This is a genomic window from Pantoea sp. AG1095 (assembly GCF_003208415.1).
Lineage (GTDB): Bacteria > Pseudomonadota > Gammaproteobacteria > Enterobacterales > Enterobacteriaceae > Pantoea > Pantoea leporis.
This window is the reverse complement of record NZ_QKMJ01000001.1, coordinates 1,106,696-1,132,108: the sequence shown is the minus strand read 5'-3', so window position 1 is coordinate 1,132,108 and position 25,413 is coordinate 1,106,696. Positions and strand designations below refer to the sequence as shown.

Annotated in this window: 20 protein-coding genes, 2 tRNA genes and 1 pseudogene; 13 read left to right on the top strand and 10 right to left on the bottom strand. The window is 51.4% G+C overall.

Translation table 11 applies throughout. From position 1 onward, the window contains the following. The 3 genes from pncA to sppA all read right to left on the bottom strand — a co-directional run bounded on the left by pncA (position 1) and on the right by sppA (position 3,583). Positions 1-609 carry a bifunctional nicotinamidase/pyrazinamidase gene (gene pncA, locus DEU53_RS05370; RefSeq protein WP_110866271.1) on the bottom strand — a complete coding sequence of 203 codons (609 nt, stop codon included), beginning with the start codon at positions 607-609 and terminating at the stop codon, positions 1-3. Between the two features lie 15 nt (positions 610-624). Further along, the gene (gene ansA / locus DEU53_RS05365; protein WP_101764219.1) at positions 625-1,638 is read right to left on the bottom strand and encodes an asparaginase; all 1,014 of its coding nucleotides are present in this window, start codon (positions 1,636-1,638) and stop codon (positions 625-627) included. Positions 1,639-1,723: 85 nt separating this feature from the next. Beyond that, the gene (sppA, locus tag DEU53_RS05360) at positions 1,724-3,583 is read right to left on the bottom strand and encodes a signal peptide peptidase SppA (protein ID WP_110866270.1); all 1,860 of its coding nucleotides are present in this window, start codon (positions 3,581-3,583) and stop codon (positions 1,724-1,726) included. 169 nt (positions 3,584-3,752) lie between these two features. Between sppA and DEU53_RS05355 the strand changes: the two genes are divergently transcribed. From DEU53_RS05355 to DEU53_RS05340, 4 genes are all read left to right on the top strand, one after another. Then, the gene (locus DEU53_RS05355; protein ID WP_110866269.1) at positions 3,753-4,304 is read left to right on the top strand and encodes an NAD(P)H nitroreductase; all 552 of its coding nucleotides are present in this window, start codon (positions 3,753-3,755) and stop codon (positions 4,302-4,304) included. Positions 4,305-4,457: 153 nt separating this feature from the next. Beyond that, positions 4,458-5,501: a selenide, water dikinase SelD gene (selD, locus tag DEU53_RS05350; RefSeq protein ID WP_110866268.1), complete on the top strand. Its 1,044-nt coding sequence runs from the start codon at positions 4,458-4,460 to the stop codon at positions 5,499-5,501. A 21-nt stretch (positions 5,502-5,522) separates the two neighbouring features. Next, the gene (locus DEU53_RS05345; RefSeq protein ID WP_110866267.1) at positions 5,523-7,445 is read left to right on the top strand and encodes a DNA topoisomerase III; all 1,923 of its coding nucleotides are present in this window, start codon (positions 5,523-5,525) and stop codon (positions 7,443-7,445) included. Further along, positions 7,445-7,741, top strand: coding sequence for a YnjH family protein (locus tag DEU53_RS05340; protein WP_110866266.1), 297 nt, complete (start codon positions 7,445-7,447; stop codon positions 7,739-7,741). The genes DEU53_RS05345 and DEU53_RS05340 overlap by 1 nt, the downstream gene beginning before the upstream one ends. A 32-nt stretch (positions 7,742-7,773) precedes the next feature. On the opposite strand, the gene xthA is transcribed toward DEU53_RS05340, so the two are convergent. The 5 genes from xthA to DEU53_RS05315 all read right to left on the bottom strand — a co-directional run bounded on the left by xthA (position 7,774) and on the right by DEU53_RS05315 (position 10,423). Then, positions 7,774-8,580, bottom strand: coding sequence for an exodeoxyribonuclease III (xthA, locus tag DEU53_RS05335; RefSeq protein ID WP_110866265.1), 807 nt, complete (start codon positions 8,578-8,580; stop codon positions 7,774-7,776). A gap of 125 nt (positions 8,581-8,705) precedes the next feature. Continuing rightward, positions 8,706-8,790: transfer RNA gene (locus tag DEU53_RS05330), tRNA-Tyr, on the bottom strand. A 42-nt stretch (positions 8,791-8,832) separates the two neighbouring features. Further along, a tRNA-Tyr gene (locus DEU53_RS05325) sits at positions 8,833-8,917 on the bottom strand. A 144-nt stretch (positions 8,918-9,061) separates the two neighbouring features. Next, the gene (purU, locus tag DEU53_RS05320) at positions 9,062-9,910 is read right to left on the bottom strand and encodes a formyltetrahydrofolate deformylase (RefSeq protein WP_101764236.1); all 849 of its coding nucleotides are present in this window, start codon (positions 9,908-9,910) and stop codon (positions 9,062-9,064) included. Positions 9,911-9,967: 57 nt separating this feature from the next. Continuing rightward, positions 9,968-10,423: a YchJ family metal-binding protein gene (locus tag DEU53_RS05315; RefSeq protein ID WP_101764237.1), complete on the bottom strand. Its 456-nt coding sequence runs from the start codon at positions 10,421-10,423 to the stop codon at positions 9,968-9,970. Positions 10,424-10,519: 96 nt separating this feature from the next. Here DEU53_RS05315 and rssA point away from each other — a divergent pair, with 96 nt between their 5' ends. From rssA to DEU53_RS05290, 5 genes are all read left to right on the top strand, one after another. Next, entirely contained in the window at positions 10,520-11,425 is a 906-nt protein-coding gene (rssA, locus tag DEU53_RS05310; RefSeq protein WP_101764238.1) for a patatin-like phospholipase RssA, read from the top strand. 102 nt (positions 11,426-11,527) lie between these two features. After that, on the top strand, positions 11,528-12,544 hold the full coding sequence (rssB, locus tag DEU53_RS05305; protein ID WP_101764239.1) for a two-component system response regulator RssB: 1,017 nt from the start codon (positions 11,528-11,530) through the stop codon (positions 12,542-12,544). A 194-nt stretch (positions 12,545-12,738) separates the two neighbouring features. Next, the gene (galU, locus tag DEU53_RS05300; protein WP_101764240.1) at positions 12,739-13,647 is read left to right on the top strand and encodes a UTP--glucose-1-phosphate uridylyltransferase GalU; all 909 of its coding nucleotides are present in this window, start codon (positions 12,739-12,741) and stop codon (positions 13,645-13,647) included. Positions 13,648-13,670: 23 nt separating this feature from the next. Continuing rightward, positions 13,671-15,014: a UDP-glucose/GDP-mannose dehydrogenase family protein gene (locus DEU53_RS05295; RefSeq protein ID WP_110866264.1), complete on the top strand. Its 1,344-nt coding sequence runs from the start codon at positions 13,671-13,673 to the stop codon at positions 15,012-15,014. 10 nt (positions 15,015-15,024) lie between these two features. Further along, entirely contained in the window at positions 15,025-16,032 is a 1,008-nt protein-coding gene (locus DEU53_RS05290; protein WP_110866263.1) for an NAD-dependent epimerase, read from the top strand. 95 nt (positions 16,033-16,127) lie between these two features. Here the strand turns inward: DEU53_RS05290 and hns are convergent, their stop codons facing one another. Beyond that, the gene (hns, locus tag DEU53_RS05285; RefSeq protein ID WP_101764243.1) at positions 16,128-16,535 is read right to left on the bottom strand and encodes a histone-like nucleoid-structuring protein H-NS; all 408 of its coding nucleotides are present in this window, start codon (positions 16,533-16,535) and stop codon (positions 16,128-16,130) included. A 402-nt stretch (positions 16,536-16,937) separates the two neighbouring features. On the opposite strand from hns, the gene tdk reads away from it, so the two are divergent. Then, positions 16,938-17,558, top strand: coding sequence for a thymidine kinase (gene tdk / locus DEU53_RS05280; RefSeq protein ID WP_110866262.1), 621 nt, complete (start codon positions 16,938-16,940; stop codon positions 17,556-17,558). Between the two features lie 54 nt (positions 17,559-17,612). Here tdk and adhE read toward each other — a convergent pair whose 3' ends face one another. Continuing rightward, the gene (gene adhE, locus DEU53_RS05275) at positions 17,613-20,288 is read right to left on the bottom strand and encodes a bifunctional acetaldehyde-CoA/alcohol dehydrogenase (protein ID WP_101764245.1); all 2,676 of its coding nucleotides are present in this window, start codon (positions 20,286-20,288) and stop codon (positions 17,613-17,615) included. A gap of 445 nt (positions 20,289-20,733) precedes the next feature. On the opposite strand from adhE, the gene DEU53_RS05270 reads away from it, so the two are divergent. The 3 genes and pseudogenes from DEU53_RS05270 to oppA all read left to right on the top strand — a co-directional run bounded on the left by DEU53_RS05270 (position 20,734) and on the right by oppA (position 25,388). Then, positions 20,734-21,381, top strand: coding sequence for a YchE family NAAT transporter (locus DEU53_RS05270; RefSeq protein ID WP_008106584.1), 648 nt, complete (start codon positions 20,734-20,736; stop codon positions 21,379-21,381). A gap of 573 nt (positions 21,382-21,954) precedes the next feature. Next, positions 21,955-23,588 (top strand): annotated as a pseudogene (locus DEU53_RS05265) (ABC transporter substrate-binding protein). Positions 23,589-23,747: 159 nt separating this feature from the next. Next, positions 23,748-25,388, top strand: coding sequence for an oligopeptide ABC transporter substrate-binding protein OppA (gene oppA, locus DEU53_RS05260; protein ID WP_110866261.1), 1,641 nt, complete (start codon positions 23,748-23,750; stop codon positions 25,386-25,388). The last annotated feature ends 25 nt before the right edge of the window (positions 25,389-25,413 follow it).

The following is a 25,413-nucleotide window of genomic DNA, read 5'->3' as shown; positions in this document are numbered from 1 at the left end:
TCAGATTAATACCGCACCTTGTGCTTCCATCTGAGCGAAAGCAATTTCACTGTCATCCGGATTCAGGTTCACACCGCGGCAGCCCTCTTTAACCACCTCCACGTTGTAACCTAACTCCAGCGCATCCAGCACGCTGTATTTGACGCAGTAATCGGTCGCAATACCCAGCATCACTAAATCGCTAATGCCGCGCTCGCGCAGCCAACTGTCGAGTTCTGTCTTGCGTCGATGGCCGTTATCGAAGAAGGCGCTGTAGCTATCCACCTCAACATCGCCCCCTTTATGAAACACGGCATCAATCAGAGAGCGATCGAGATCGGGATGAAAATCCGCCCCGACAGAATTCTCAATACCGTGATCGGGCCACCAGATCTGCGCTAAACCGTTTAATTCGCCGAGCGTGTAGACCGGCTCGCCGGAGATCGAGGCGAAGCTGCCGTGATTGGCTGGATGCCAGTCTTGCAATGCCACCACACATTCACCCCGATCGTTAAACTCACGCGCAAATCGATTGGCGACGGCAACCGTTTGGTCACCCTCACGCACCGCCATTGGGCCGCCGGGGCAAAAATCGTTCTGAATATCGATGATTATCAATGCCCGCTTCATTGGTTTCGCTCCGTATCAATCTTCGGTCAGTTCGCCGCGTAAATTCTGCTGCATTTTGGCACGAATTTCCGCGCTGGTAAGGTTCTGACTCAATAAAAAATGCAGTTTGGTTAATGTGGCCTCAACGGTGAGATCAAAGCCGCTGATCACGCCCGCATGCTCAAGCGCATTGCCGGTGGCATAGCCGCCCATATTCACTTTGCCGGACATACACTGTGTCAGATTCACCACCACGATGCCGCGATCGCTGGCCTGTTGCAGTTCCGAAAGGAACTCGGCATTTTGCGGCGCGTTGCCAACGCCGTAAGAGCGCAGGATCAAGGCTTTCACCGGCTGACGCAGGAAATTACCCACCACGTCGGCAGAAATACCCGGATAAATCGTCACCACGCCAATCGGCTGTGGCGTAATCGGATGCACAATCAGCTCGCCATGACCTTGCGGTGCGGGCGGGGTGTTCAACCGACGGATATGGATGCCCGCTTCCAGCAAGGGCGCCAGGTTTGGCGATGCGAAGGCATTAAAACCGTCAGCATGTGCCTTGGTGGTGCGGTTGCCGCGGAACAGCGTGTTGTTGAAAAACAGGGCAACTTCACTGATCGGATAATTGGCCGCCACATACAGCGAGTTCAGCAGGTTTTGCTGCCCATCAGAACGCAATTCTGCCAGGGGAATTTGCGAGCCGGTGACAATCACCGGCTTAGCGAGGTTCTCCAGCATAAAGGAGAGCGCCGAAGCGGTGAAAGCCATGGTGTCGGTACCATGCAAAATCACAAAGCCATCGTAGCGATCGTAGTTTTGCTTAATATCGTTCGCAATCGATTGCCAATCCTGCGGCGTCATGTCCGAGGAGTCCATCAGCGGCTGATATTCATGGATGGTGAAATCCGGCATTTCAGGCCGATGGAATTCGGGCATGTTTGCCAGCTGCTGTTGCAGATGACCCGATACCGGAATGTAGCCCTGCGCAGAGCGCTGCATCCCGATGGTGCCGCCGGTGTAGGCTACGTAGATATTTTTCTTTTGCATGAAGGAACTCAGACTTGCCGTAAAACGCGCAGTATAAGGGGATTGCGAACGAAAAGCAGCCCGACCAGCGGCCGGGCTGTAAAGATTAGCGTACGTTGCCGCAGTTCAGGCAGAAAGCGTAGCGATTTTGCGGATCGTTGAGGTTATTCAGTAAGCCAGGTTGCTGTTTCATTGCGCTCATTACGTCCAGCATTGGCGCAGGCAGCCAGACTTTCAGCGCAGCCGGCAACACCGACTGAACCGACGCGTTCATCTGATTCAGCAGCAGATCGATCATGCCCGGATCGTCCTGATACCAGCTCAACTCCGGCTTAGCGACTTTCGCCAGCTCAGCAGCTTTCGCCACGGCATCATCAAAGTCTCCCAACGCATCGACCAAACCATTGGCTTTCGCATCGCTACCGGTCCAGACGTGACCCTGCGCAATCGCATTGATCTCCTCAGGCGTTTTGTGACGCGAGGCCGCCACCAGGCCCACGAAGTTACGATAGCCATTCTCAATGGTCAGCTGCATCAGCTGCTGCACTTCAGTTGGCAGTGCTTTGGTGGTGGCGACGTCCGCCAGCGGTGATGTGGCAACGCCGTCAGTGTGTACCCCCACCGAACTCAGGCTGTTTTCAACGGTGTTAATCACGCCAAAGATCCCGATGGAACCGGTCAGCGTGCTGGGTGCCGCCACGATGTAATCAGCAGGCGTTGAAATCCAGTAACCGCCGGAAGCCGCCATGCCGCCCATTGAGACCACCACCGGTTTACCCGCATCGTGGGCTGCCGCCAGCTCTTCACGAATGGCTTCCGATGCCGTGACGCTGCCGCCAGGGCTGTTGACACGCAACACAATGGCTTTGATTTTAGCATCCAGGCGCGCATCGCGGATTTGCGACGCCGTGGTATCACCGCCGACGTTTCCGGCACTCTCTTCACCGTCCATAATCGCACCGCTGGCGAGGATCACGGCGATATTGCCATCCTGGCTCTGCGGCGGCTGTTTAACGGTGTAATCGTAGATACTCACGCTACGGTAATCGTTATTCGCCTTATCCCAGCCGAAGGTTTTCACCAGTTCCTGATCGGCGGCTGCACGCGTATCCAGTACATCCACCAATTTATTGTTCAGCGCATATTTCGCGGTATCACCTTGCACCGCTTGCAAGCCGCTAATGATGCCGGCTGCACCTGGGAACAGCTGTTCTGGTGCAATTTGACGATTGGCTGCCACAGTATTCAGGTAATTCTGCCACAGCTGGCCAATCCAGCGCCCATCAGCGTCGCGCGCTTCCGGTGACATATCGTCACGCAGGAACGGCTCAACCGCAGATTTATAAGTGCCTACACGGAATACATGCGAATTAACTTTCAGCTTTTCCAGCAAAGTCTTGTAGTACAGGCCGTTGGTGGCGAAACCGTGCAGATCGACCGTGCCCTGAGGTGAGAGATACACCTTGTTGGCGTAACTGGCGATGTAGTATTGCGCCTGGCTGTAACTGTCGCCGACTGCATAAATAGGTTTGCCGGCGTCACGGAATTCGCGCAGTGCTTTACCCACATATTGCAGCGAAGGTTGATCGCCACCGGCAAAGTCACGCAGCTCCAGCACGATGCCAGTGATGTTTTTATCGGTTTTTGCCTGGCGGATCGCATCGACGACATCGAACAGGGAATTCTCCTGCAGGCGATCGCTATTGGCGCCTAACAGTTGACGGCTGATACGACTCAGACGATTGCTGACGGAAGGTTTATCGACCAGCACTCCGCTCAGATCGATTTTCAATGCGCCTTGCTGTACAGGCTCACTGCTATTGGAACTGGAAACCTGCAGCCAAATCCCGACGCCCGCCAGGATCAAAACAATAAGAAATAAATTAAGAATAAATTCCCGAATAAAATTCAGTACCCGCCAGGTCCAGCGGAACAGACCGGAAATAATTCGCCACAAAGTGCGCATAAACTCTCCATATTCACGTAGCAGGGCAGCCAGCACGCGGTCTGCCCCGATGTCGGGTTCATCCTAAAGAGCGGCGTGCGAAAAGTCAGCAGGAAATCGCGCCAGACTGTTACAAAAGATCGTGCTGTGCCAGGATTAGCCCACGCTTTTTATTCACGGGAGAAGAATAATGGATGCATTGGATTTATTAGTTAATCGCCGCTCGGCGTCTCGTCTGGCAGAACCGGCGCCGGCAGGTGAAGCGTTGCAAAATATTCTGCACGCCGCGATGCGCGCCCCCGATCACGGTACGCTGCAGCCATGGCGTTTCATTATTGTCGAAAATGAGGGGCGCGAGCGCTTTGCTAACTTGCTGGAACAGGCCGCGCGTGACAGCAATCTTGAGCAGAAGGCGATTGACAAAGCAGCCTCCGCGCCTTATCGCGCGCCGATGATCATCACCGTGGTGGCGCATTGTGAAGAGAACGCCAAAGTGCCGCAGTGGGAGCAACTGGCGTCTGCCAGCTGTGCAGTGATGGCGATGCAGATGGCCGCGGTGGCGCAAGGTTTTAATGGCATCTGGCGCAGCGGTCCGTGGACCGATCATCCGTCCGTGCGCGAAGCCTTTGGCTGCCGCGAGCAAGATGCGATTGTTGGTTTCCTCTATCTCGGCACGCCACAGTTGAAAGCCAACACCACCGTGGTTGCGCCGGACACCGCGCAGTTTGTCAGTTATTTCTGACAGACAATGCTGGACTTTTGCGGCAGGTTAGGCGCCGTTGCAAAGATTGCACAGAGCCTGTGCGAAAGATCGAGGTTAGGTCGTGCAACACTTACTCCCAACTGACAGCCAGGCTAACATAGCGCCTTCTGTTCATCGCATAAGGAAGTCGCCATGAGTGAACCTGTTCGTTTAACGCAATACAGCCACGGTGCGGGTTGTGGGTGCAAGATTTCGCCGCAGGTGTTGGAAACCATTCTGCGCAGTGAGCTCAGTCCGTTTAACGATCCGCAACTGCTGGTTGGCAATGAAACGCGTGATGATGCTGCAGTCTACGATCTCGGCAACGGTACTGCGGTGGTAAGCACCACCGACTTCTTTATGCCGATCGTCGACGATCCTTTTACCTTTGGTCGTATCGCCGCCACTAACGCCATCAGCGATATCTACGCCATGGGCGGGAAACCAATCATGGCGATCGCTATATTAGGCTGGCCGGTGAATCTACTGAGTCCGGAAGTGGCGCAGCAGGTGGTCGAGGGCGGGCGTGCCGCTTGTCAGGCGGCGGGAATCGCCCTGGCGGGCGGCCATTCGATTGATGCGCCAGAGCCGATCTTCGGCCTGGCCGTAACCGGTATCGTCGATGTGGCACGGGTGAAAAAGAACAGCGCGGCGCAGGCCGGTTGTCAGCTTTTCCTCACCAAACCATTAGGCATTGGCATTCTCACTACCGCGGAGAAAAAAGGCCTGCTGCGGCCTGAACACCAGTCGCTGGCCGCCGACGTAATGTGCCAGCTGAATAAAGCCGGAGCGGAGTTCGCCAAACTGGCGGGCATCAGCGCGATGACCGATGTCACCGGTTTTGGCTTGCTCGGCCATTTAAGTGAAATCTGCCAGGGTTCAGGATTGCGTGCCGAAGTGATTGCAGCGCAGGTACCGCGCCTGGCGGGCGTCGATGACTATATCGCTGCGGGAGCGGTGCCCGGTGGCACCAGCCGCAACTTCGCCAGCTATGGCGAGCAGGTTTCACCCTTAGATGATGCCACCCGCGCGTTGCTGTGCGATCCACAAACCTCCGGTGGTCTGCTGGTGGCGGTTCAACCCAGCGCCATTGAGGCATTCCAGCGCTGCGCCTCTGCAGCAGGCGTGCAAGCAACGTCGATTGGCGAACTGTTTGCCGCTAGAGCCGATCGTCCACTGATTACCGTAGTTACCTGACGTTAAGGAACGACGCCATCCATGCGTTTGTTTATTGCCGAAAAACCCAGCTTAGCGCGTGCGATTGCCGACGTGTTGCCAAAACCGCATCGACGCGGAGACGGCTATATTGCCTGCGGGAATGACCAGGTTGTGACCTGGTGTGTTGGGCACCTGCTGGAGCAGGCGCAGCCCGACAGTTATGACAGCCGCTATGCGCGCTGGAATCTGGCTGATTTACCGATTATTCCGGAAAAATGGCGCCTGCAGCCACGTCCATCCGTAGCGAAGCAGTTGAAAGTGATTGAAGGCCTGCTGCAACAAGCCAGCATGGTGGTGCATGCGGGTGACCCCGATCGTGAAGGTCAACTGCTGGTGGATGAAGTGCTGGATTACCTGCAGCTCGCACCAGAGAAACGTAAAGCGGTGCAGCGCTGCCTGATTAACGATCTTAATCCCTCGGCGGTTGAACGTGCGGTTGGGCGCTTACGTGAGAACCGCGAATTCATTCCGCTGTGTGTGTCTGCGTTAGCGCGTGCGCGCGCCGACTGGCTGTACGGCATCAACATGACGCGCGCCTTTACCTTGCTGGGCCGTAACGCCGGTTACGACGGCGTGCTGTCGGTTGGCCGCGTGCAGACGCCGGTGCTGGGTTTAGTGGTGCGCCGCGATGAAGAGATCGAAAACTTTATCCCTAAGGACTATTTCGAAGTTAAAGCGCACATCGTCACGCCAAAAGACGAGCGTTTTGTCGCGACATGGGTGCCAAGCGATGCTTGCGAGCCGTGGCAGGATGAAGAGGGGCGTTTGCTGCATCGTCCGCTGGCGGATCACGTGCTTGAGCGCATTAATGGTAAGCCGGCGTTGGTCACCGGATATAACGACAAACGTGAATCCGATACCGCACCGCTACCATTTTCGCTTTCTGGCCTGCAGATCGAAGCCGGTAAGCGCTTTGGCCTCAGCGCGCAGAACGTACTGGATTGCTGTCAGCGGCTTTATGAAACCCATAAGCTGATCACCTACCCGCGTTCCGATAGCCGCTATCTACCCGATGAGCACTTTGCCGGACGCCATGCGGTGCTGAACGCCATTCAGGCGCATCAGCCCAATCTGACACCGCCAACGGATTTTAATCCCGATCAGAAGAACCGCTGCTGGGACGACAAAAAGGTCGATGCGCACCATGCCATCATTCCCACTGCGCGTGCCAGTAAGGTTAATCTGACCGAAAATGAGGCCAATATTTACGGCCTGATCGCCCGCCAGTATTTAATGCAGTTTTGCCCGGATGCGGTGTTCCGCAAATGCGTTATTGATCTTGATATCGGCGGCGGAAAATTTATCGCCAAAGCGCGTTTTCTGGCCGAAGCCGGCTGGCGTGCGCTGCTCGGCAGCAAAGAGCGTGACGAGGAGAACGATGGCACGCCGCTGCCGGTCGTCGCTAAAGGTGATGAGCTGCTGTGCGAGCGCGGCGAAGTGCTGGCGAAGCAGACGCAACCGCCGCGTCCGTTTACCGATGCGACGCTGTTGTCTGCGATGACCGGCATCGCCCGCTTTGTGCAGGATAAAGAATTAAAGAAAGTGCTGCGTGCAACCGATGGTTTAGGTACGGAAGCGACGCGTGCGGGCATTATCGAATTGCTGTTCCGCCGCACTTTCCTGGTGAAAAAAGGCCGCTATATTCATTCGACGGATGCGGGCAGGGCGTTGATCCATGCACTGCCAGAAATGGCCGCCCGGCCCGATATGACGGCGCAATGGGAATCGACGCTTACCCGGATTAGCGAGAAGTCTTGTCGCTATGATGAGTTTATGCAGCCGCTGGTCAGCACCTTGATTGGGCTGATTGGTGAAGCACGCCAGCGACCGTCGTTACAGGCCTTTCGCGGATTGACAGCGCCTGGGGCCAAAAAGAAAGCCAAACCGAAAACGGCTCGTCGCAAAACCAAGGAGACAGAGTGATGCGTTATGCAATGATGTTGCTGGGCGGATTGCTGTTATGCAGCACCTCGGCGCTGGCCAACCGCCAGCCGGAAAACAATCGTATGGGCAATACCGATGTGGTGGTGGATCTGCCGCCAGAAGCTTGGACACAAGGGCAAAACAATCGTCAGAGCAATTGCATGCAGTGCTGTACCTATGAGAACCGCAGTTATTCTGAAGGTGCGGTGGTCAAAGCAGAAGGCGTGTTATTGCAGTGCGGCAGGGATGAGAAGGTATTAGGCACTAATCCGCTTATCTGGAAAATCATCGAATAAAAGCGCGTGGCGCCAGACGCCACGCTGCTTCATCACAGCTTAAATGTCGACCAAACCGGGGCGTGATCCGACGGTTTTTCCATGCTGCGGATATCGTAATCGATGCCACTCTCAATGCAGCGCGAGGCAAGCGGTTGGCTTGCCAGCAGCAGATCAATGCGCAGACCACGGTTGTCGTCAAAGCCTTTCGAACGGTAGTCAAACCATGAGAAACGATCGTTGGTTTCCGGGAACTTAGCGCGCCAGGTATCAACTAAACCCCACTTTAGCAAGCGATCCATCCACTCGCGCTCCTCAGGCAGGAACGAGCATTTTCCGGTACGCAGCCAGCGTTTACGATTGTCTTCACCAATGCCGATGTCAAAATCGGTGCTGCTGATGTTCATGTCGCCCATGATCAATACCGGTTTATCCACGGCTAGCTGTTGCTCAAGATAGCTTTGCAGATCGCGATAAAACTTCTCTTTCGCCGGGAACTTGGTGGGATGGTCGCGGCTTTCACCCTGCGGAAAATAACCGTTGATCACCGTGATATCACCAATCGGACTCGGGATTTCCGCCATGATCAAACGACGCTGTGCATCTTCCTCATCGCCAGGGAAACCACGGTAGACGTTGACAGGCTCAGCTTTGGTCAGCAGCGCCACGCCGTAATGACCTTTCTGTCCATGATAAAACACGTGATAACCCAGTTTGCTGACGTCTTCGAGCGGGAACATATCGTCATGCACTTTGGTTTCCTGCAAGCCGATGACATCGGGTTGATGCTGTTCAACCAGCGCGGCTAATTGATGAGGACGCGCACGCAAGCCGTTGATGTTGAAAGAGACAAATTTCATTTCGCTGCCATTTTTATCCGCAAAAGTATGGCGCGATGGTAACGAGTTTTTGGGCAAAAGTCATGGTGTGAATCAGGAGGTTACAACGATTAAAACAAGTGGGAAAAACAGGAGAATGGTATTGATGGTGGTGGGAGAAGGATTCGAACCTTCGAAGTCTGTGACGGCAGATTTACAGTCTGCTCCCTTTGGCCGCTCGGGAATCCCACCGGGGATATGACATATTGTGGCTTCAGACAGAGACGATTCAGATGGTGGTGGGAGAAGGATTCGAACCTTCGAAGTCTGTGACGGCAGATTTACAGTCTGCTCCCTTTGGCCGCTCGGGAATCCCACCACTGGCCTGAATCATTGCGTCTTAAAGCGGGGCGCATCATAACAAATGCGCTCAGTCTGTAAAGCGCCGTCACTGAAAATAAAAACTGTTTGCCCACTTTTTATGCGTGGCGCTGAAGAGTTGTGCAGCTCAGCGCCGAAGTGGTTAAAGAATGATCGTGCGGTTGCCGTAAACGAACACGCGCTGGCCTAACACTTTATACAGCGCGCGGCTCAGCACATTCTTCTCAACGTCTCGTCCTGCACGCATCATCTCTTCTGCGGTGTAGCTATGATCGACGTTGATCACGTCCTGCATGATAATTGGACCTTCATCGAGGTTATCGTTCACGTAGTGCGCGGTGGCGCCGATGATTTTCACGCCGCGCTCATAAGCCTGATGATACGGACGCGCGCCAATGAACGCCGGCAAGAAGGAGTGGTGAATATTGATGATCTGGTTTGGATAACGTTGCACAAAGGCGGGCGTCAACACGCGCATATATTTTGCCAGCACCACGTAATCAGGCTGATAACGGTCAATTTCATCCGCCATGCGGTTGTCGTGCTCTTCACGCGTGTGGCCTTCGTGGCTCACCATCACAAACGGAATATCGAAACGTTCAACCAGTGAGCGCAGCGTTTCGTGGTTACCGATGACTGCAGCAATCTCCATATCCAGACCGCCAAACGCGCTTTTCATTAGCAGATCGCCCAGGCAATGCGCCTCTTTGGTCACCAGAATCACGACACGGCGACGACCGGCACTTTGCAGTTCACGCACTGAACCGACGGGCAGCGCGCTATCGAGATCGGCCAGCAAGGTGTTGTCGTTGAAAATGCCTTCCAGCTCGGTGCGCATGAAAAAGCGTCCGGTGCGGTGATCGACAAACTCATTGTTCTGCACAATGTTGAGTTCGTGCTTGTAGCAAATGTTGGTGATCTTGGCGATCAAACCTTTCGCATCAGGGCAAATGGTTCGTAAAACTTTTCGTTGGATGGTTTGCGCTTGCATCTCGATCAGAGTCCTGTCAAAGCGATGAATGGTAAAGCCGTTGTGTATCTGTCCAGATTACCCACAACATTTTTTGTATTTTTTATCGGCGCCACAAGGACAGCGATCGTTACGTCCCAACTCAGGCGTTGTTCCGTCGACATAGTACCAGCGTTGATCCTCACGAAGAAAGCGCGAACATTCATAGATGGCTGAAGTGCGGCCTTTTTCGAGGTAACGCGCAAAAAACGTCACGAAGGCTTCATTCTCATGGCTTCCATGATTACAACGAGTTACATTCAAGCCCAGCCATTCAGTACCGGCAAAACTTTCGGATAATAACGTCTCAAGGTCGGCCACGCGTTTACTGGAGTGCCAGGTTTTCGCCAGCCATGCGGCATCTTTCACGACGTAAGCGGTGTAACGTGAGCGCATTAGTTGTTCCGCGCTGGACGGGTTCGCTTGGCCATTCAGAAAGGGTTGGCAACATACGCTATACTCCTTTCCGCTGCAGCAAGGGCACTTTTCAGACACGTCATCTCCTGGAAGTGATTAAAGTAAATTTAAGCGTGCGCTATGGTAGCCGACTGTCAGGCGTGATGCTACGTACCATGCCAATCATGAGGTGAGATGAGAAAGGTCAGGATTGGGCTGGCACTGGGTTCAGGTGCTGCCAAAGGTTGGTCGCACATCGGCGTGATCAATGCGCTGGAACGCGCAGGGATTGAAATCGATGTGGTGGCCGGATGTTCTGTTGGCGCGTTGGTCGGTTCGGCTTACGTGAATGGACGGCTGGGCGTGATGGAGAAGTGGGTGAGTGCATTCCGTTATTGGGATGTCATTCGATTAATGGACCTGTCGTGGCAGCGCGGTGGTTTATTGCGCGGCGACCGGGTGTTTAGCCACATCCGCCAGCTGATTCCCAACGACCTCATCGATGAGTGCGATAAGCCATTTGGCGTCGTCGCGACCAATCTCAGTACCGGACGAGAAGTGTGGTTGACCGAAGGCGATTTGCATCAAGCTGTGCGTGCGTCCTGTAGTATGCCAGGCTTATTGCCACCCATTGCTTACAATGGATACTGGTTGGTGGATGGCGCGGTGGTGAATCCCGTGCCGATCTCATTAACCCGCGCATTGGGTGCTGACATCGTTATCGCCGTGGATTTACAGCATGACGCACATCTGATGCAACAGGATTTATTGTCAGTTACGCCGCAGAGCGGTGAAGAAGCGGCGGCAGTAGAAGCGCTGAGCTGGGGAAAGAAACTGCGTCAACGCCTGATTGGCCTGACGCATCGCCGTGCTAATCAAACGCCGGGTGCGATGGAGATTATGTCGACATCAATCCAGGTTCTGGAAAATCGCCTGAAACGTAACCGCATGGCGGGCGATCCGCCGGATGTGCTGATTCAGCCGTTTTGTCCACAAATTTCCACACTGGACTTCCATCGTGCAGAAGAAGCCATTGCGGCTGGCAAGGCCGCCGTTGAGAAAAAAATGGATGAACTATTACCGCTGGTCCGTGGCAGATAGTCAGGTTGTTCATTCACAGGTGTTGCGACTTCAGCCAATTCTGAAAGGCGCAACGGCATTTTATGAACCACTATTGAATTATCTGGTACGCAGGGGGAGAGAATGGAAAAACCGCTAATCGGCAAAAAGATACTCATTGTCGAAGATGAGGTCGTTTTCCGTTCATTGATAGACAATTTATTAACCAGCTTAGGTGCAACAACGCTTGAGGCAGGTGATGGTGTTGATGGCTTAACCTTGTTGTCGGCGCAATCAGTGGATCTGGTTATTTGCGATCTTGAAATGCCGCGTATGGGCGGTATCCCGTTCGTTGAGCGTCTTCGCACGCGCGGCAACAATGTGCCCATTCTGATTATCTCCGCCACACAAAATATGGCGGATATCGCGCATGTGTTGCGTTTGGGCGTGCAGGACGTATTGCTAAAACCGCTCAAAAATATGGAACGTTTCCGTGAAGCGGTGTTTGAGTGTCTCTATCCATCCATGTTTACCTCCAAAGTCGAGGAGGATGAACAACTGTTTCAGGATTGGGATGCGCTGGTCAGCGATCCGCTGGCGGCCTCTAAATTACTTAAACAGCTCCAGCCGCCGGTGCAGCAAACCATTGCCAATTGTCGTATCAATTACCGTCAGCTCACCATGGCGGAACAGCCGGGCTTAGTACTGGATATCGCGGCGCTGTCAGATAACGATTTGGCATTCTATTGCCTTGATGTAACGCGCGCTGGCGATAATGGCGTGTTAGCCGCGCTGTTACTGCGCGCACTATTTAATGGTTTGCTGCAGGAGCAGCTCTCCGGCCAGAAGCAGCGACTGCCTGAGTTAAATGGGCTGCTGCGTCAGGTCAACATGCTGTTAAGGCAGGCGAATCTAAGCGGGCAGTTCCCGTTGCTGGTGGGCTATTATCATCGCCAGTTAAAAAACCTAATCCTGGTCTCAGCAGGGCTCAACGCGACGTTGCATGTCAATACTCATCAAATCCAACTCAGTAATGGTGTGCCGCTTGGTACTATGGGCAGCACTCATCTTAATCAAATCAGCCAACGTGCCGACGCCTGGCAGTGTCATATTTGGGGCGCCGGAGGCAGGTTACGTTTGATGCTTTCAGCTGAAGAATAACCGGTTAGATTTAATTTTTCCGTGGGTTAAAGACAGGACCAGGAGCAAGCTTTACACTTGGGTAATAGTCCTAAATTCCGTGGATTAACTTCTTCCAGGATAATTCCACCTGATAGTAACTGATATACTCATTTCGTTTTTAAACCGACATATCAAGTATTAACTTGAACGGCCTATTAAGAGAGGTATTTTTGATGTCTGCCTATAAGACTAAAGTTAAAAAAGCGGTAATCCCAGTTGCAGGCCTCGGCACGCGTATGCTGCCTGCGACCAAAGCTATTCCAAAAGAGATGTTACCGTTGGTCGATAAGCCGTTGATCCAGTATGTCGTAAATGAGTGCATTGCAGCAGGCATTAACGAGATTGTGCTGGTTACGCACTCTTCTAAAAACGCCATCGAAAACCACTTTGATACCAGTTTTGAGCTGGAATCTATGCTGGAAAAACGTGTAAAGCGTCAGCTGCTGGACGAAATCCAGTCAATCTGCCCTCCACACGTCACCATCATGCAGGTTCGTCAGGGGATCGCGAAAGGTCTGGGCCACGCAGTAATGTGCGCACATCCACTGATTGGTGATGAGCCGTTCGCCGTAATCCTGCCAGACGTAATCATCGACGAATACGAATCTGATCCAACCAAAGACAACCTGGCAGAGATGCTGGCTCGTTACGAAGAGAGCGGCCGCAGCCAGATCATGGTCGAGCCGGTTGCTGATGTAACCGCTTACGGTGTAGTTGATTGCCAGGGTGCTGAACTCTCTGCAGGTCAGAGCGCGCCAATGGTTGGCGTGGTTGAGAAGCCTAAAGCTTCAGAAGCCCCATCAAACCTGGCCGTTGTGGGACGTTACGTGTTGTCTGCTGAAATCTGGCCGCTGCTGGCGAAAACGCCTCCAGGTGCAGGTGGCGAAGTTCAGCTGACTGACTCCATTGCGATGCTGATGGAAAAAGAGACCGTTGAAGCTTATCACCTGAACGGTGTCAGCCATGACTGCGGTAACAAACTGGGTTACATGCAAGCGTTTGTTGAGTACGGCGTTCGCCATCCAGTGCTGGGTAAAGATTTCACCCAGTGGCTTGAAGGCGCGGTAGGCAACAAAAAGTAACTCAATAAACACAGGATAATTCAATGAAAGTCACTGTATTTGGTATCGGCTATGTCGGTCTGGTTCAGGCTGCGGTGTTGGCCGAAGTCGGACATGACGTTCTCTGCATTGATGTCGACGAAAAGAAAGTCGAGAACTTAAAGAGAGGCAATATTCCGATCTTTGAACCAGGCCTGACGCCGCTTGTTATGTCTAATTACGAGTCGGGTCGCCTGAAGTTCAGTACGAATGCGGAAGAAGGCGTTAATCATGGCGTGATGCAGTTTATCGCCGTGGGTACGCCACCGGATGAAGACGGTTCTGCCGATCTGAAGTATGTGACTGCCGTTGCGCGCACGATTGCGCAGCACATGAACGATCACAAAGTTGTTATCGACAAATCTACTGTACCAGTGGGTACCGCAGATCGTGTGCGAGCGGTAATGACGGAAACCCTGCAAAAGCGTGATGCAAACATCGCCTTTGACGTGGTTTCAAACCCGGAATTCCTCAAAGAAGGTGCGGCAGTCAATGACTGCATGCGTCCTGAACGTATCGTTGTCGGTACCGATAATGATGAAGTGGTTGAGCTGTTGCGCGAGTTGTACGAGCCGTTCAACCGTAATCATGATCGTATGATTTTGATGGATATCCGCAGTGCAGAGCTGACCAAATATGCGGCTAACTGCATGCTGGCAACCAAAATCAGCTTCATGAACGAGATCTCTAACCTGGCAGAACGTCTGGGAGCCGACGTTGAGAAAGTTCGCCAGGGTATTGGTTCAGATTCACGTATTGGTTATCACTTCATCTATCCAGGCTGCGGCTATGGCGGTTCTTGTTTCCCGAAAGACGTGCAAGCGCTGATTCGCACTGCTGAGTCAATTGGTTACACTCCGCGTCTACTGCAGGCGGTTGAAGACGTCAACGATTCGCAGAAGAACAAGCTGCCAACCTTTATTAAACGCCATTTTGGCGACGATCTGCGCGGCAAAACCTTTGCTCTGTGGGGACTGGCGTTCAAACCGAACACTGACGATATGCGTGAAGCCTCCAGCCGCGTGCTGATGGAGACGCTGTGGGAAGCAGGGGCAACGGTTCAGGCGTTCGACCCAGAAGCGATGGACGAAGCGCAACGCATTTACGGCCATCGTAACGATCTGAAGTTGATGGGTACCAAGGAAGCAGCGCTGCAGGGTGCGGATGGCTTAGTGATCTGTACTGAGTGGCAAAACTTCCGTGCGCCAGACTTTGACGTCATCAAAAGTGCGTTAAAAGAACCCGTGATTTTTGATGGTCGTAACCTGTATGATCCTGAGCGTATCAGCAAGCGCGGTTTCACGTACTATGCAATCGGCCGCGGAGCGTCAATTAAAATCGTAGAATAATGAGGGATGTATGAAGTTTCTGGTCACCGGCGCGGCAGGTTTTATTGGATTTCACGTCAGTCAGCGTTTGCTGGCCGCTGGTCACCAGGTTGTCGGTATCGATAACCTGAATGACTATTATGATGTTAGCCTAAAACAGGCTCGTTTAGACCATAACACCCAACATCCTGATTTTATTTTCGTAAAAATGGACCTGGCGGATCGCCAGGCCATTTCCTCTTTATTCGCTGAGCATGCGTTTGAACGCGTTATTCATTTGGGCGCTCAAGCCGGCGTGCGTTATTCAATCGAAAATCCCCATGCTTATGCCGAAGCAAATCTAATCGGCCACCTCAATATTCTTGAAGGTTGCCGTCATCATAAAATCGGCCACCTTTTGTATGCCTCATCCAGTTCAGTTTATGGCCTGAATCGCAAAATGCCTTTTTCAACGGACGATTCCGTTGACCATCCGGTTTCACTTTACGCGGCCACAAAAAAAGCCAACGAATTGATGTCGCATACCTATTCACACCTTTATCAATTGCCCACTACGGGATTACGTTTCTTCACCGTGTATGGCCCATGGGGCCGTCCGGATATGGCATTGTTCAAATTTACACGCGCGATGTTAGCGGGTGAGCAAATTGACGTCTATAACAACGGACAAATGACGCGTGACTTTACGTATATCGATGATATTGCTGAAGCAATCGTGCGCTTGCAGGATGTGATTCCTCAACCGGATGAAAAGTGGACGGTGGAAGCAGGTTCTCCCGCCAGCAGCTCGGCTCCTTACCGCGTTTACAACATTGGTAATAGCCAGCCGACCAGCTTAATGACGTATATTGAGTCGCTGGAAAAAGCATTGGGCATTGAAGCGAAAAAAAATATGCTGCCCATGCAACCTGGCGACGTACTGGGCACCAGCGCTGACACGCAACCTTTGTACGACGCGATCAATTTCCGTCCTCAAACTAGCGTAGAGCAAGGTGTGCAGCATTTTGTTGATTGGTATCGCCGCTTCTATCAACAATAATTAAGCATGAAAAAAGGAAGCCATTGGCTTCCTTTTTCTTACCTGGTCAAAGTGAATTAGCGATGAACTAATTACAATGCTGAGCGCTGGAATGATTACAGTAGGAAATCGTCCAGTTGTTTACCTTGTTCTTCAATTGCTTTTTTAATCACAGCAGGAGTGCGGCCCTGGCCAGTCCAGGTACGGTTTTCACCGTTTTCATCAACGTAAGAATATTTAGCTGGACGCGCAGCTCGCTTAGCTTTGCCCGGAACTTTCGTTTCAGATAATGCCTGTAACAGATCATTTGGGTCAATACCATCGGCAATTAGCATCTCGCGGTATTGTTCGAGTTTGCGTGTGCGTTCTGCATTTTCCGCTTGTGCATGAGTATCATCTTCACGACGCTCATTGACCACAACTTCGAGTTTTTCTAGCATCTCTTCCAATGTTTCCAGAGAGCATTCCCGAGCTTGTGCGCGCAATGTACGGATATTATTAAGAATTTTAAGTGCTTCGCTCATTGTCCTAATCTCAAAATATAATAAATGGGAGTTGTTCTGCCGACTCATAATAGTGGTGCAAAAAAATAACTGCAATAGCCAGATTTAAAAGCAAAACGTAAAAATAAAAAAGAAGGGCAGATTGATAACGCTCTTCAGAATATATTTACTTATTTGGTAATCTTTTCTAACTTGCTGACCAGGCTGAACGCTAAACCTGACGCTTCGGCTTTAATTTAAATGAATAAAATATCGGCGTAATCGCTATTTTGTCAAAACGTGCTTTCTTTCTATAGTGACTGTGATATCCATCTTAATGGTGATGTTATTTTGAGCAGATGATAAAAATAATGCATCGCTACAGCTATACAGGTTTATGGTAAACTGCGCCGCAACAGATATAGGCTGCGATGAGATTTTCTAATGGCTCAACTTTATTTTTATTACTCTGCGATGAATGCGGGTAAATCAACGGCTTTGCTACAGTCTTCTTATAATTATCATGAACGTGGTATGCGATCGTTGGTTTATACCGCCGAGATCGACAACCGCTTTGGTGCAGGCAAAGTCAGTTCACGTATCGGGCTTTCGTCTCCTGCATTTTTATATAACGATGAGACAAAGCTCGATGAGGAAATAGCTGCAGAACATGCGAAGCAACCCGTGCATTGCGTGTTAGTCGATGAAAGCCAGTTCCTTACGCGCGAACAGGTCAAAGCATTATCTGATGTTGTCGACAATCTGGATATTCCGGTGCTTTGCTATGGCCTGCGCACCGATTTCCGTGGAGAGCTGTTTGTTGGCAGCCAATATTTACTGGCATGGGCGGATAAGCTGGTTGAGCTTAAAACCATCTGCCACTGTGGCAGAAAAGCCAGCATGGTGCTTCGTCTTGATGCTAAGGGTAAACCTTTCAGCGAAGGTGAGCAGGTGGTGATTGGTGGCAATGAGCGTTATATATCGGTCTGTCGTAAACACTATAAGCAGGCAATCGATCAGGGTTCACTTCAGGCGATATATGGCTCACAATCGCCGAAGGTTTAACTCATCAGCAAGCCATAAAAAAACCCGCCGTAGCGGGTTTTTGTTTAAAGCGGTTTAGGCTTTTTTGGTTTTCTTGTCAATTTTCACTTCGGCTTTAACTTCTTGAGCATTCTCACTCAATGACTCAGAAAATTCACGGCCGTAGAAGGTATCCAGCATGATTTGTTTTAACTCAGCAATCAGCGGATAGCGTGGGTTCGCACCGGTACATTGGTCATCGAATGCATCCTCAGCCAGTTTGTCCACTTTCGCGAGGAAATCAGCTTCCTGCACGCCCGCTTCGCGGATTGAGGTTGGGATGCCCAACTGCGTTTTCATCTCTTCAAGCCAGGCGAGCAGTTTTTCAATTTTCTGCGCGGTGCGGTCGCCAGCGGCGGAGAGTCCCAGATGGTCAGCAATCTCAGCATAACGACGACGTGCTTGTGGGCGGTCGTACTGGCTGAAAGCCGTTTGCTTAGTCGGGTTGTCATTGGCGTTATAGCGAATGACGTTTGAAATCAGCAGGGCGTTTGCCAGACCGTGTGGAATGTGGAACTCCGAGCCCAGTTTATGCGCCATTGAGTGACACACACCCAGGAAGGCGTTTGCGAACGCAATCCCCGCGATAGTTGCCGCATTGTGAACGCGTTCACGTGCTACCGGATTTTTTGCGCCATCGCGATAACTGGCTGGCAGGTTCTCTTTCAGCAGTTTCAGTGCTTGCAAGGCCTGGCCATCAGAATACTCATTCGCTAATACGGAGACATAGGCTTCGAGTGAGTGCGTTACCGCATCGAGGCCACCGAAGGCGCAAAGTGAACGCGGCATATCCATCACCAGGTTGGCATCAACTATGGCCATATCTGGCGTCAGCGCATAATCCGCTAATGGATATTTCTGGCCGGTCGCATCGTCCGTCACCACGGCAAACGGCGTTACTTCAGAACCCGTACCGGAAGTGGTAGTGATGGCCACCATACGCGCTTTAACACCCATTTTCGGGAACTTATAGATGCGTTTACGGATGTCCATAAAGCGCAGTGCCAGTTCTTCGAAATGCGTCTCAGGATGTTCGTACATCACCCACATGATTTTTGCTGCATCCATCGGTGAACCACCGCCGAGTGCGATAATTACATCAGGTTTAAAGCTGTTCATCTGCTCTGCACCTTTACGGACGATGCTCAGCGTTGGGTCAGCTTCTACTTCGAAGAAGACTTCGGTTTCAATACCGTGAGATTTCAGTACGCGAGTCACCTGATCGGCATAGCCATTATTGAACAGGAAGCGGTCGGTAACGATAAAGGCGCGTTTGGCACCATCAGTTGCCACTTCTTCCAGAGCAATCGGCAGTGAGCCGCGACGGAAGTAAATAGACTTCGGAAGTTTATGCCACAACATATTCTCAGCTCGCTTGGCCACGGTTTTCTTGTTGATGAGATGTTTTGGTCCCACGTTTTCAGAAATGGAGTTACCGCCCCATGAACCACAGCCCAACGTCAGTGAAGGAGCCAGTTTGAAGTTGTACAGATCACCGATGCCGCCTTGTGACGCTGGCGTGTTAATCAGAATACGCGCGGTCTTCATTTTGTCGCCGAAGTAGTGCACACGCTCGATCTGATTATCCTGATCGGTATACAGACATGAGGTGTGGCCGATACCGCCCATCGTTACCAGTTTTTCAGCTTTATCGACCGCGTCGTGGTAATCCTTCGCCCGGTACATCGCTAAGGTTGGAGAGAGTTTTTCATGCGCGAAAGGCTCAGATTCATCAACCAGTTTCACTTCGCCAATCAGAATCTTGGTGGTTGCCGGCACGCTAATTCCCGCCAATTCGGCAATCTTCGTCGCTGGCTGGCCGACAATCGCCGCATTCAACGCGCCATTCTTCAGAATGATATCCTGAATCGCTTTAAGCTCTTTACCTTGCAGCAGATAGCCGCCGTGGCTGGCAAAACGCTCACGTACCGCATCATAAGCCGAATCAACCACAATTACGGATTGCTCAGACGCACAAATCACACCGTTATCGAAGGTCTTCGACATCAGGATGGATGCGACAGCGCGTTTGATATCCGCTGTTTCATCAATTACGACTGGCGTGTTACCGGCACCAACACCAATTGCGGGCTTACCGGAACTGTAAGCGGCTTTGACCATGCCCGGACCGCCGGTTGCAAGGATCAGGTTGATATCAGGGTGATGCATTAACTGATTAGAAAGTTCGACAGATGGGGTGTCGATCCAGCCGATGATATCTTTTGGCGCACCCGCCGCAATCGCTGCCTGCAGCACAATGTCAGCGGCTTTGTTAGTGGCATCTTTCGCACGTGGATGCGGAGAGAAGATAATGCCGTTACGGGTTTTCAGGCTGATCAGTGCTTTGAAAATCGCCGTAGAAGTTGGGTTTGTGGTAGGAACGATGCCGCAGATCAGGCCAATCGGTTCAGCAATAGTAATCGTGCCGAAGGTGTCATCAGTGGCGAGAATACCGCAGGTTTTTTCATCTTTATAAGCGTTATAGATGTATTCAGAAGCAAAGTGGTTCTTGATGACTTTATCTTCAACAATACCCATACCTGATTCGGCAACGGCCAGCTTGGCCAGTGGAATTCGTGCGTCTGCAGCGGCGAGGGCGGCAGCGCGGAAGATTGCATCAACTTGTTCCTGACTAAAATTAGCGTACTCACGCTGTGCCTTTTTTACACGTTCAACCAGTGCATTAAGTTCGGCAACATTAGTAACGGCCATAGTGCTCTCCTGAAGGAAGTTAAACTCTTTTAGTAAACAAGCCTGAATCCAGAAGTATAGTCACGCTATGCTTATATATTGGTCAGGTTGGCGTCTGTTTTGCCGTTGCTTACTAAAAGGGTTTCCGGTCAAGATACTTAAGCGTCAGGAAGTTGTTTCGACGGGGTAAGATTACCCCTGATGAGGTAGCTAAATTTTGATGCAGATCAATCCTGATCTAAGCTGACACCTTTCAGCACTAACTTTCGCAAGTAAAGTTAGCGTGATGTGCCACATATTCTGCACGCATCGGCTGCATCGCAATAACCAACGGTTAACAGCAGCTGAAAAAACTGGCTCAAAGCCAGACAGATAGCATAAATTTCTGCCGCCACCTCTGGTTTTTCGCCCGGCTTATGCACTACATTAAGCGCGCTTTTCTACTCAGACTTTACCGGAGCCTACTTTGAATCCCGTGCTACTCGATCTTTCCGGCTACATTAAGTTTTTTGTCGGTTTGTTTGCCCTGGTAAATCCGGTAGGTATCATCCCGGTCTTTATCAGCATGACCAGCTATCAGGCGGTGGTTGAACGTAATAAAACCAATCTTACCGCCAACCTGGCCGTGGCCATCATCCTCTGGACGTCACTGTTTCTTGGCGATGGCATCCTGCATCTGTTTGGCATTTCGATAGATTCATTCCGTATTGCTGGCGGTATTCTGGTGGTCACTATCGCGATGTCGATGATCAGCGGAAAACTGGGTGAGGATAAGCAGAACAAGCAGGAGAAGTCAGAGAGCGCTATTCGCGAAAGCATTGGCGTGGTTCCGCTAGCGTTACCGTTAATGGCTGGTCCCGGTGCAATTAGTTCAACCATTGTCTGGAGTACGCGTTATCACAGCTGGCAGAACTTAATTGGTTTTAGTATCGCGATTGCCATTTTCGCCTTTTGCTGTTGGCTGCTGTTCCGCGCAGCACCGTTGATGGTGCGGGTGCTTGGACAAACCGGGATTAACGTGATTACCCGTATTATGGGCTTGTTGTTAATGGCGTTGGGCATCGAGTTTATTGTTACAGGTATGAAATCTATTTTTCCTGGTTTGCTGAATTAATCGAAGTTATTTTTTTCTTTTAAGAGATTTCACGATCCAAAATGGTGCATATCTTCATTTTATTGCACCATTTTGGTTAATTTATTCGTTAGCCTTAACTGCAAACGTCCAGCATCACTTTTACTACTATCCTCATCCCATCCGAGTAAAACCTCACACTAAACTGTGATAATTGTCACAGATAATTGTTCTGCACATATCTTTGAAATTAGCATTTGAGAAAAGTTGATAAGTTAATCGATGACTCTTTATGCGGATAATGGCTATTTTTATAGTCGAATTCGTAAAAATCATATTGAAAGAACAATAACGAGTAAATTACATGCAGTTATCCTACAAATAACTTTAAAATCATTTGGTTAATCGATAATTCAATAAAAGAATTAACACTTTTCCTATTCACCCGAACGTGATAAAAGAGAATCTGCTAACATTTTTGCAGTTTAGCTTTGGCGTGCGGGCATCTGTTCTGATAATTTTCGGCACATCACAAATTTTTTATCTGATAGTGACAAATGTGTACGCTTCTTGCTTACAGGCTATCAGGCTTATGATTAAGGTTGATATTTGTTGATGAAATGCATGGTAGCGAAAACGGCCGTACTTTCAGTGCTTGCCTTCTGCCTAACAGACGCACTGGCAGCAAGCCAGGCAGCCCAAATTCCCGCGGGCACGCAATTATCAGAATTACAGCGTATCGTGATTAATAATGGCGGTGAGGTGGCAACGCTTGATCCGCAGAAAGCAGAAGGCGTGCCGGAATCCAATGTCATGCGTAATTTGCTGGAAGGCCTGGTTGAAACCGATAATAACGGTCAACTGGTCCCCGGTGTCGCTAAGCAATGGCAAAGCGAAGAAGGGCGCATCTGGATTTTCACGCTGCGTGACGATGCGCGCTGGAGTAACGGCCAGCCTGTTACTGCTCAGGATTTCGTCTACAGCTGGCAGCGCCTGGCCGATCCTAAAACTGCTTCGCCTTACGCCAGCTACTTACAGGCTGCGCATGTGGCGAACGTTGACGCCATTCTGTCTGGCAAAGCCGCACCGTCTGAACTCGGCATTAAAGCCCTCGACGATCGTCATCTGCAAGTCACCCTTTCTGAACCCGTTCCCTACTTTGTTGCCATGCTGGCTCACAGCGCGATGAAACCGGTCTATCGTCCGGCGATAGAGCAGTGGGGCGAGCAGTGGACACAGCCGCAACACTATGTTGGCAATGGCGCTTTTACACTCGCGGAGTGGGTGGTAAATGAAAAAATCGTGGTGAAACGCAATCCACAGTATTGGGATAATGCCCACACGGTGATAGAAGAGGGCGTATTTTTACCGCTCTCCTCAGAGAACAGCGATATCAACCGCTATCGCAGCGGTGGCACCGATATGACCAACAGCGTGGTGCCGCCGGAAATGTTCAAAAAGTTACAGCAGGATCTCGGCGATGAGGTCAAAATTAGCCCACTGCTGTGCACCTTCTATTACGAAATTAATAACAAAAAAGCGCCATTCGATGACGCGCGCGTACGCGCCGCGCTAAAGTTAACCCTCGATCGCGACATCATTGCGCAGAAGATCATGGGCCAGGGCCAGATTCCTGCCTACGGATTGACGCCGCCGTTTACCCACGGTATCACGCTTTCCCCACCGGCCTGGGCGCAACAAACGCAGTCCGAGCGTAATGCCAGCGCCAAACAGTTATTAGCCGATGCCGGCTTTAATCAGCAAAACCCGCTGCGTTTTACGCTGCTGTACAACACCTCCGAACAAAACAAGCGACAGGCGATTGCTGCGGCCTCGATGTGGCAGAAAAATTTGGGGGCGGTGGTGTCATTGCAGAACCAGGAGTGGAAAACGCTGCTGGAGACGCGCCATCAGGCGCAGTATGACGTGGTGCGCGCCACATGGTGCGCGGATTACAATGAACCTTCTACCTTCCTGAATATGCTGTTGAGCGGTTCGTCCAATAACACCGCGTTTTACCACAGCCCGGCGTTTGACCAGTTGATGAAGCAAACATTAACCAGCGCAGACGAAGCAAAGCGCGCCTCGCTTTATCAGCAGGCGGAAGCGCAACTCGATAAAGACTCGCCAATCGTACCGGTCTATTACCGCGTTAGCGTGCGGTGGTAAAACCCTGGGTGGGTGGTTTTACCGGCAAGGATCCGCAGGACATGCTGGCGTTGAAATACTATTACATAAAGAAACATTGAGTAATGGGCCGATCCGGCGCTAAAGTCGGGCGGCACTTTACCGTGGTAAACCCTGAAGGGTGATTAGGGTCTTCGTTCAGACACGCGAAGATCACCTGGAAACGGGGTACGCCGGGCGTTAAATCGACCCGGTAAAGATAATAAAACTGGAGCGTAATAATGAACAACATCACAAAAAAAAGCCTGATTGCCGCGGGCGTATTAGCCGCAATCGGCGCGCTGGCAGGGAATGCCGCGCTGGCAGCAACAGTGCCAGCAGGCGTTGAATTGGCAGCAAAACAGGAACTGGTTCGCGGTAACGGCGATGAAGTACAGTCGCTGGATCCCCACAAGATTGAAGGTGTACCCGAAGACAACATCGCGCGTGACCTGTATGAAGGTTTAATCACCAGCGACAGCGATGGCAAACCGGTACCGGGCGTGGCAGAAAGCTGGGAAAACAAAGATTTCAAAGTCTGGACTTTCCACCTGCGCAAGAACGCTAAATGGTCCAACGGTGAGCCGGTCACTGCACAAGATTTCGTATATAGCTGGCAGCGCCTGGTCGATCCGAAAACCGCATCGCCTTACGCCAGCTATCCGCAATACGGCCACATCGTCAATGTTGACGACATCATCGCCGGTAAAAAGCCAACTTCCGAGCTGGGCGTAAAAGCCATCGACGATCACACGCTGGAAGTGACGCTGAGCGAGCCCGTACCCTACTTCTATAAGCTGCTGATCAACTCCGTGATGTCTCCGGTGTATAAGCCGGCGATCGACAAATTTGGCGATCAGTGGACTCAACCGCAAAACTGGGTCGGTAACGGCGCCTTTAAACTTGAATCGCACGTGATCAACGAACGCGTAACGCTGGTGCGTAACCCGCAGTATTGGGATAACGAGCACACCGTGCTGAACAAAGTCACCTTCCTGCCAATTAACTCCGAAGTCAGCGACGTTAACCGTTACTTCTCTGAGAACGGCAGCGATATCACTTACAACAACATGCCTATCGAGCTGTTCAAAAAACTGCAGCGGGACAACGGCAAAGAGTTGATGGTCAAGCCATACCTGTGCACCTATTACTACGAAATCAATAACCAGAAAGCGCCATTCACCGATCCACGCGTGCGTACCGCGCTGAAACTCGGTCTGGATCGCGACATCATGGTGAACAAGGTTCTGGCACAAGGTCAGCAACCGGCTTACAGCTTCACCCCGCCAGCCACCGATGGCATGGAACTGCTGCCGCCGGATTGGTTCAAGTGGGATCAGAACAAGCGTAACGAAGAAGCGAAAAAGCTGCTGGCTGAAGCGGGTTACACCGCGGATAAACCGCTGACCTTCAACCTGCTGTACAACACCTCCGATCTGCACAAAAAACTGGCGATCGCCGCCTCTTCTATCTGGAAGAAAAACATCGGCGTGAACATTAAGCTGGAAAACCAGGAGTGGAAAACCTTCCTCGACACGCGTCATCAGGGCAACTTTGATGTCTCTCGTGCGGCATGGTGTGCGGATTACAACGAACCCACTTCATTCCTGAACATCATGCTGTCTGACAGCAGCAGTAACACCTCGCATTACAAAAGCGCTGACTTCGATAAAGTTATTCACGATGCGGTTAAAGCCACAGACGATAAAGCGCGCGTAGCGGATTATCAGAAAGCTGAGCAGATTCTGGATAAAGACAGCACCATTGTACCGGTTTACTACTACGTCAATGCGCGTTTGGTGAAACCTTACGTGGGCGGTTACACCGGCAACGATCCGCTGGATAAAACCGTCGATAAAAACCTGTATATCATTAAACATTAATAGCACTCAGGCTATCGACAGTGGC